6 protein-coding genes are annotated in these 7,469 nt (G+C 75.9%); 2 read left to right on the top strand and 4 right to left on the bottom strand.

All coding sequences use genetic code 11. From position 1 onward, the window contains the following. Nucleotides 1-50 precede the first annotated feature (50 nt). Complete coding sequence (locus tag ACFV6D_RS36510; protein ID WP_380563030.1) at nt 51-2,045, bottom strand: DEAD/DEAH box helicase; 1,995 nt, start codon at nt 2,043-2,045, stop codon at nt 51-53. 706 nt (nt 2,046-2,751) lie between these two features. On the opposite strand from ACFV6D_RS36510, the gene ACFV6D_RS36505 reads away from it, so the two are divergent. After that, nucleotides 2,752-3,480, top strand: coding sequence for a ferritin-like fold-containing protein (locus ACFV6D_RS36505; protein WP_063347921.1), 729 nt, complete (start codon nt 2,752-2,754; stop codon nt 3,478-3,480). Between the two features lie 3 nt (nt 3,481-3,483). On the opposite strand, the gene ACFV6D_RS36500 is transcribed toward ACFV6D_RS36505, so the two are convergent. From ACFV6D_RS36500 to ACFV6D_RS36490, 3 genes are all read right to left on the bottom strand, one after another. Further along, the gene (locus ACFV6D_RS36500) at nt 3,484-3,807 is read right to left on the bottom strand and encodes a hypothetical protein (protein ID WP_380563028.1); all 324 of its coding nucleotides are present in this window, start codon (nt 3,805-3,807) and stop codon (nt 3,484-3,486) included. 135 nt (nt 3,808-3,942) lie between these two features. Next, nucleotides 3,943-4,170 carry a DUF3107 domain-containing protein gene (locus tag ACFV6D_RS36495; protein ID WP_063347919.1) on the bottom strand — a complete coding sequence of 76 codons (228 nt, stop codon included), beginning with the start codon at nt 4,168-4,170 and terminating at the stop codon, nt 3,943-3,945. A gap of 141 nt (nt 4,171-4,311) precedes the next feature. Then, nucleotides 4,312-4,962: a TetR/AcrR family transcriptional regulator gene (locus ACFV6D_RS36490; RefSeq protein ID WP_063347918.1), complete on the bottom strand. Its 651-nt coding sequence runs from the start codon at nt 4,960-4,962 to the stop codon at nt 4,312-4,314. A gap of 810 nt (nt 4,963-5,772) precedes the next feature. On the opposite strand from ACFV6D_RS36490, the gene ACFV6D_RS36485 reads away from it, so the two are divergent. Beyond that, on the top strand, nt 5,773-7,469 hold a 1,697-nt coding region (locus tag ACFV6D_RS36485; RefSeq protein ID WP_380563026.1), incomplete at its 3' end, for a DUF3492 domain-containing protein.

Here is a 7,469-nt window from a genome sequence, read left to right as displayed (position 1 = left end):
GGGCCCCACGCCACCCGGCGCCGGCCCCCCCCCCTCCGGGGCGGGGTGCGTCAGCTCTCCGGGGTGGCCTCCGGCGCGGCGGCGGCCTTGCGGGCCCGGGTGCGCTTGCGCGGGGCCGGGACCTCGGTCGCGGCGTCGGCGGCCGCAGCCTCCGCAGCCTCCGCAGCCTCCGGAGCCGTCGGGGCGGTCGCGGCCTCGGCCTTGGGCTTGCGGGTGCGCGTCCGGGTGGCCGGCTTCTCCGCGACGGCGGCCTCGGCGGCCGGTGCCTCGGCGACGGCCTCGACGGCCTCCGCCTTGGGCTTGCGGGTGCGCGTCCGGGTGGCCGGCTTCTTCGCGACGGCGGTCTCGACGACGGCCTCGGCGGCGGGTGCCTCGGCCGGCGCCTCGACGACGGCCTCGACGGCCTCCGCCTTGGGCTTGCGGGTGCGCGTCCGGGTGCGGGCGGCCGGCTTCTCCTCGACGACGGCCTCGACGACGGCCTCGGCGGCGGCCACGACGGCCACCGCGGCCGGAACCTCGGCCGGGGCCTCGGCGACCGGAGCCGCCACGGCCGCCTCGGTCACCGCGACGGCCTCGGCCACCACAGCGGCCTCGCCGGCGGCGGCGCCGCGCGAACGGCGGCGACGGCGGCGCGGGGCCGCCTCGCCCTCGGTGCCTTCGACGGCCGGGGCCGCGGGGGCCTCGACGACGCTCCCGGCCTCGCCCTCGGCGACCGTGGAGCCCCCCCGGGTGCGGCGGCGCTCACGGGTGCGGCGCGGCTTCTCCTCGGTCGCCACGGCGGCCTCAGGGGCGCCGGTGCGGCCGGAGCCGCTGCGCGGGCCCTTGGCCCGGGCGGTGCGCGCACCGCGCCCGCCGGTCTCGCCGAGGTCCTCGACCTCCTCCGCGCCGAGCCCGGCCCGGGTCCGCTCCGAACGCGGCAGCACACCCTTGGTGCCCGGCGCGATCTTCAGCAGCTCGTACAGGTGCGGCGAGGTGGAGTAGGTCTCCTCCGGGTCGTTGAAGGTCAGCTCCAGCGCCTTGTTGATCAGCTGCCAGCGCGGGATGTCGTCCCAGTCGACCAGGGTGACGGCGGTGCCCGAGGCGCCGGCCCGGCCGGTGCGGCCGATCCGGTGCAGGTAGGTCTTCTCGTCCTCGGGGCACTGGTAGTTGACCACGTGCGTGACGCCCTCGACGTCGATGCCGCGGGCGGCGACGTCGGTGCAGACCAGCACGTCGACCTTGCCGTTGCGGAACGCGCGCAGCGCCTGCTCGCGGGCGCCCTGGCCGAGGTCGCCGTGGACGGCGCCGGCCGCGAAGCCGCGCTGGGTCAGCTGGTCGGCGACGTCGGCGGCGGTGCGCTTGGTCCGGCAGAAGATCATCGCCAGCCCGCGGCCGTCGGCCTGGAGGATGCGCGAGACGAGCTCGACCTTGTCCAGCGAGTGCGCGCGGAAGATGTGCTGCTCGATGTTGGCGACGGTGGTGCCGGTGTCGTCCGGGGCGGCGGCCCGGATGTGGGTGGGCTGGCTCATGTACCGGCGGGCGAGGCTGATGACCTGACCCGGCATGGTGGCCGAGAACAGCAGGGTCTGCCGCTTGGCCGGCAGCATGGTGATGATCTTCTCGACGTCCGGCAGGAAGCCGAGGTCGAGCATCTCGTCGGCCTCGTCCAGGACCAGCGAGCGGACCTTGGACAGGTTCAGCTTCTTCTGCCCGGCCAGGTCCAGCAGGCGGCCCGGGGTGCCGACCACGATGTCGACGCCCTTGGCGAGCGCCTCGACCTGCGGCTCGTACGCGCGGCCGCCGTAGACGGCCAGGACGCGCACGTCCCGGACCTTGCCGGCGGTCTGCAGGTCGTTGGTGACCTGGGTGCAGAGCTCGCGGGTCGGGACGACGATGAGCGCCTGCGGGCCGTCGGAGAGCTGCTCCTCGGTCGCCCGGCCGGCGTCCACGTCGGCGCGCACGATGCAGCGCTCGATCAGCGGGAGGCCGAAGCCGAGGGTCTTGCCGGTGCCGGTCTTGGCCTGGCCGATGACGTCGTGGCCGGTCAGCGCGACCGGGAGGGTCATCTCCTGGATGGGGAAGGGGTGGACGATGCCGACGGACTCGAGCGCCTCGGCGGTCTCCGGGAGGATTCCCAGATCCCGGAACGTCGTCTTGATGGGTTCAGCGGTGGTGGACAGGGTGCTGCCTCTTCCGTGTGAAAGGGGCCGAGAGCGAGCGGCGGGCGGGCAGCCGCACGGCTGCGTACGGGCCTGGCGGCCCTGATGCAGCTGAGCGGACGCACAACCGCGCCGGTCCCTGCGGCCGGCCGGTGCGCGCTGCCCTGTGCGGGGCGCGTCGCCGGCGGCGTCGGGGAGGATTCCCATGAGGGACCTGCGCGGGACCTTCGCCAGGGGGCGCGGTCTCGGCGGCCCTCGCTCGGCCACTGATGCGGTGCCAAGGCTTGAAGTCCAAGCCATGGTCGGAGCCGATCGGCTCTCCGACCGGGCATCCGCGTACGTGAGTACCCGTGGCTCCGGTGCGGACACGTCCGGATGGACGGTGCCGCTTCGGAGCGGGCTTGCGCGGGACACCGAGACGGCGGTGACACCGTGCGAACACGACGGGGCTCCGTACCACCATACAGTCAGGCGACGACTCGAACACGTGACGCGTCTGACATTGCCCCTGCCGACCCGGGCCTGAAGGGGTGTTCCGGCCGGTCACCCGGGCGACCGGCCGACGGCCGGCCAGGGTGGGTCCCCCGGGCCGGCGGGACTAAGGTGGCGGGTCATGGAGACCCATGGTGAGACGCAGGACGCCGCGGCCGGCTCGATCGGGGACTGGGCCGCGTGCTCGGCCGACCCCGGCTACCGGGCGGCGGTGCTGGATCTGCTCGGCGCGCTCGCCTACGGCGAGCTGAGCGCCTTCGAGCGGCTCGCCGAGGACGCCAAGCTGGCGCCGGACCTCGCCGACAAGGCGGCCCTGGCCCGGATGGCCTCCGCCGAGTTCCAGCACTACCAGCGCCTGCACGACCGGCTCGCCGAGATCGGCGCCGACCCGCAGGAGGCGATGCGCCCGTTCGTCGAGCCGCTGGAGCTGTTCCACCGGATGACCGCGCCCTCGGACTGGCTGGAGGGCCTGGTCAAGGCCTACGTCGGCGACGCCATCGCGACCGACTTCTACCGCGAGGTCGCCGTCCGGCTCGACGATGACACCCGCGACCTGGTGCTCGGCGTCATGTCCGACACCGGGCACGCCCAGTTCGCGGTGGACAAGGTGCGCCAGGCCATCGAGGCCGACCCGCGCTCCGGCGGCCGGCTCGCGCTGTGGGGCCGACGGCTGATGGGCGAGGCGCTCAGCCAGGCCCAGCGGGTGGTCGCCGAGCGGGACGCGCTGTCCAACCTGCTGGTCGGCGGCGTCCAGGTGCAGGGCTTCGACCTGGTCGAGGTCGGCAAGATGTTCAACCGGATCACCGAGGCGCACACCCGGCGGATGGCCGCCCTGGGCTTGGCCAGCTAGAGGTCAGGCCGGCCGGTGGCGCCGCGTGCGGTGGACACCGGCCCGGTGCGGGTGGTGCCGGTGCGCCGGGGCCCGCCCGGCGGCGAGGTCCGGCCGGGCCAGCGTCGTGGTCAGCACCGCCGAGGTCAGCGCGGCGGCCGCGATCGACGCCGCCGGGTAGCGCCCGTCCAGGCAGAAGTGCGCCACCGTCCCGCCGAGCAGCGCCGCCGCCAGGGCGGTGCCCAGGGTCAGGGTGCGGGCCGCCCGGAAGTACGCGGGCCGCGCCAGCACTGCGGCCAGGCCCGCGGCCAGGCCGACGAGGGCGAAGGCGATCGACTCGACCAGCAAAACTGCCTCCCCGGGGACGGGCGCGCGGCGCCGGCGGCCGCACTGTCGCCGTACCCCGGCCGACCCGGCCGTACACGCAACGGTGCCCCGCTCCCTGGGGGAGCGGGGCACCGGGTGAGCAGCTCGGACGACGCCTCAGGCGGTGCCGAAGCCGACCTTGCGGGCGGCCTGCTCGCCGATCTCCACGTACGCCAGGCGCTCGGCCGGGACGATGACGCGGCGGCCGTGCTCGTCGGTCAGCGCGAAGAGCTTCTCCGAACCCTCCAGCGCCTTGGCGATCGCGCTCTGGATCTCATCGGCACTCTGCGTGCTCTCGATCACGATCTCGCGCGGCGTGTTCTGCACGCCGATCTTGACCTCCACGGCTTCCGTCCCTCCGGGGTTGCAGCCTCCACGCGCGGACACCCCGACCGCCTGGGACAAGCGTTCGCGACGACCGCGCCGTACGGCTTCACCATAGAGCACGGGATCACCGCGACGGCGAAGATCGGTGGATCACCCCTGCTAGAGGGCCTCCCCGCCCTCTGAGACGGGGTGCATCGGGAAGCCCTTCAGCCCGCGCCAGGCCAGGCTGGCGACCAGCCGCACCGCCTCGTCGCGGGGGATGTCCAGGCCCTGCGACAGCCAGTACCGGGCGGTGATCTGGGCCAGGCCGCAGACCCCGGCGGCGAGCAGCTTGGACTCCGCCTCGGGCAGGTCGGTGTCCTCCTGGATCACCTTGCTGACCAGCGTCGCGCTCGCCTCGGAGGCCCGCTCGACCCGCTCGCGCACGGCCGGCTCGTTGGTCAGGTCCGACTCGAAGACCAGGCGGAACGCGCCGGACTCGCTGGAGACGTAGTTGAAGTACGCCTCCATCGTCGCGGCCACCCGGAGCTTGTTGTCGGTGGTCGTCGACAGTGCGTCGCGGGTCGACTCGACCAGGGCGTCGCAGTGCTTGTCCAGCAGTGCCAGGTACAGCTCCAGCTTCCCGGGGAAGTGCTGGTACAGCACCGGCTTGCTGACCCCGGCGCGGTCGGCGATGTCGTCCATGGCGGCCGCGTGGTAACCCTGCGCGACGAACACCTCCTGGGCGGCACCGAGCAGTTGTTCACGGCGGGCGCTTCGCGGCAGGCGGGCACCGCGCGGGCGCTCCTGCGCCTCCTGGATGGCCGTCACGGCGCTCCTCACTTCGGTTGTTCGGGGCTGGCAAGAGGGCCGATTCTACTTTTCGGTAACCGCTTCCGCGTTCGGCGGGAGTGAGAAAAGGACCTCGGCCTCCTTGTCAGGAGCCCACAATACGGCGCTGACCTCGGCGTCGGCAGGGGTGTGACAGGGGCCGGAACGGCCGTCCCGACCGCCGGAATCCGAACCTCGTGACGCACCGCACCGGCGGTGTCACCGAGCGCGGAGCACGGGCCGGGCATCGCGGACCCGGGGACCCCTCGCGGCGGCGAACAAGGTCACTCCCATCGTCCGTCATGAGCGGGGAGGTCGGCGACCGGCGCCCGGTCGCGCGGACCGCGCGGTAACGGCCCGGTTCGGGGCGAGGTCACGCTCGTTCACTCGTTCAGGTGGCAACCAGGCATGTGACCGATGGATTGCCCGGGCCCGGTCCTACCTTTCTGCTGTCGGACCGAACAGGTGTGGGGGAGGCCGCGGACGCCGGGGAAATCCGGGGGCGGCCGCACCCAGGGGGCCCGGCGGGTCGGGCCCGGCCCGCCGGAACGGGCGTGCGCCCGGGGGAACGGATCGCGGGAGGGGCGCGGCCGGACCGTCGGGCCGGACGGCCGCACCACCGCTCGGTGGTGCCCCGCCCCGGGGGAGCGTCGCGGTGTCGTACCCGGCCGACCGCACTCCTCGCCCCCGGACCGTCCCCGCCGCCGTGCGGGGCCGCCCCGGTGACCATTCAAGCCGCTCAAGCCATCCGCCGATCCCGCCCGCCCGTGATCCGCCCGCCCGTGATCCGCTCTGCCCTGGAGGTCTCCCGTGCGCATCGCCCTGCTCACCGAGGGTGCCCGCCCACATTCCCGGCGCGGCGCCGGAGGCTGGTGCGACCGGCTGGCCGCGGGCCTGCCGGAGCACGAGTTCGGGCTGTACCTGCTGACCGGCCAGGCCGGCCAGGGTGGCCAGGGCGCCGCCGAGCGGCCGTCCCCCGCCTGGCGCGGGGCACGCGAGCTGGCGCTGTGGGGGCGCCGGCCGGGCGGCCGGGTGCCCGGCGCGCTGCGCAGACGCCAGTACGCCCGGGCGTACGAGGACCTGGTCAGAGCCCTGGTGCTGCCGGGGGAGCGGGCCGGCTTCGGGGCCGGGCTGTACCGGCTGGCCGTCCTCGCCCGGGAGGACGGCACGCTGCCCGCCTTCCTCGCCTCCGCGCACGCCCGGCGCACCCTGGAGCGGGTCTGGCGGCTGCCGGGCGCGGAGACCTCGGCCGGGCAGCCGCTGGTCCGCGACGTGCTGGTCGCGGCGGACCTGCTGGAGCAGTGCCTGCGGCCGCTGTCCGCGCCCTGGTACGGCACCGGGCCCGACGGCCTCGGCGGCGCCGACCTGTGCCACGTGGTCGGCGGCGGCCCCGCGGCGCTGCCCGCACTCGTCGCCCGGTACCTGCACGGGGTGCCGTTCGTGGTCACCGAGCACGGCCTGCACCTGCGCGAGCAGTACCTGGGCTACCGCGAGGCGTCGTACCGGTGGCCGGTCCGGGCGCTGCTGCTGGCGTACTTCCGGGCGCTCACCGAGGAGACCTACCGGCAGGCGGCCGTCCTGACCCCCGGCAGCGCCCACGACCAGCAGTGGCAGCGCCGCTGCGGGGCCGACCCGGCGCGCACCCGGGTGGTGTACGAGGGGACGCCCGCGGTGGTCCGCCCGGCGGCCGGGCCCGAGCCCGCCGCGCCGACCCTGGTGTGGGCGGGCGCGCTGGAGCCGGGGCGGGACACCGAACTGATGCTGCACGCCTTCGCGCAGGTGCACGCCGACCTGCCGCGGGCCCGGCTGGTGATCCACGGCGAGGAGGCCGCGCCCGGCTACCGGGCGCACTGCGCGGCGCTGGCCGAGCGGCTCGGACTGGCCGCGGCGGTGGACTTCGCCGGGCGGCCCGGCTCGCTCGCCGAGGTCTGGGAGGGCGGCACGCTGGCCGTCTTCTCCGCGCTGTCCCAGCGCAGCCCCCGGCTGCTCGCGGACGCGATGCTCAGCGGCCGGGCGGTGGTGTCCACCGACGTCGGGGTGGCCCGCGAGGTGGTCGGGCCGACCGGGCTGCTGGTGCCCGCCCGGGACCCGCGCGCGCTGGCCGGCGCCTGCCTGGCGCTGCTGCGCGACGAGGAGCGGCGCGCCCGGCTCGGGCTGGCCGGGCGGCTGCGGGCGCAGGAACGCTTCGCCGTGGAGCCGGTGATCGGCGCCTTCCGGGAGATCTACCTGGAGCTGGTCTCGCAGTACCCGGCCTTCCCCGGCGGTGGGGCCGGCGGCGCGGCGGGGGAGCCGCCGCGCCCGTTCGCCCGGCCCGCCGAGTACTGGCTCGCCGACGGCCGCCGCGCGCCGGACGGCCTGGACGGCCAGGGCGCCCCGGACGCGGCGGACGGCCCCCCCGGCCCCCCCCCCGCGGGGGCGGCCGGGGGCGGCGGGGCGGGGGTCAGGTGCGGGGGCCCCCGCGCGCGAGGACGCCCCCCGCCCCCCCCCGAGGGCCACGCGAGGGCTCG

It is taken from the genome of Kitasatospora sp. NPDC059812 (genome assembly GCF_042732075.1).
Classification (GTDB): Bacteria; Actinomycetota; Actinomycetes; order Streptomycetales; family Streptomycetaceae; genus Kitasatospora.
Note: the sequence above shows the minus strand (reverse complement) of the source record. Positions and strands in the feature narration are given on the sequence as shown.

Excerpts from the sequence above, each read along its gene's own strand:
- ACFV6D_RS36505 (WP_063347921.1), top strand. The coding sequence starts at position 2,752 with ATGGAGACCCATGGTGAGACGCAGGACGCCGCGGCCGGCTCGATCGGG.
- ACFV6D_RS36510 (WP_380563030.1), bottom strand. The coding sequence starts at position 2,045 with ATGACCCTCCCGGTCGCGCTGACCGGCCACGACGTCATCGGCCAGGCC.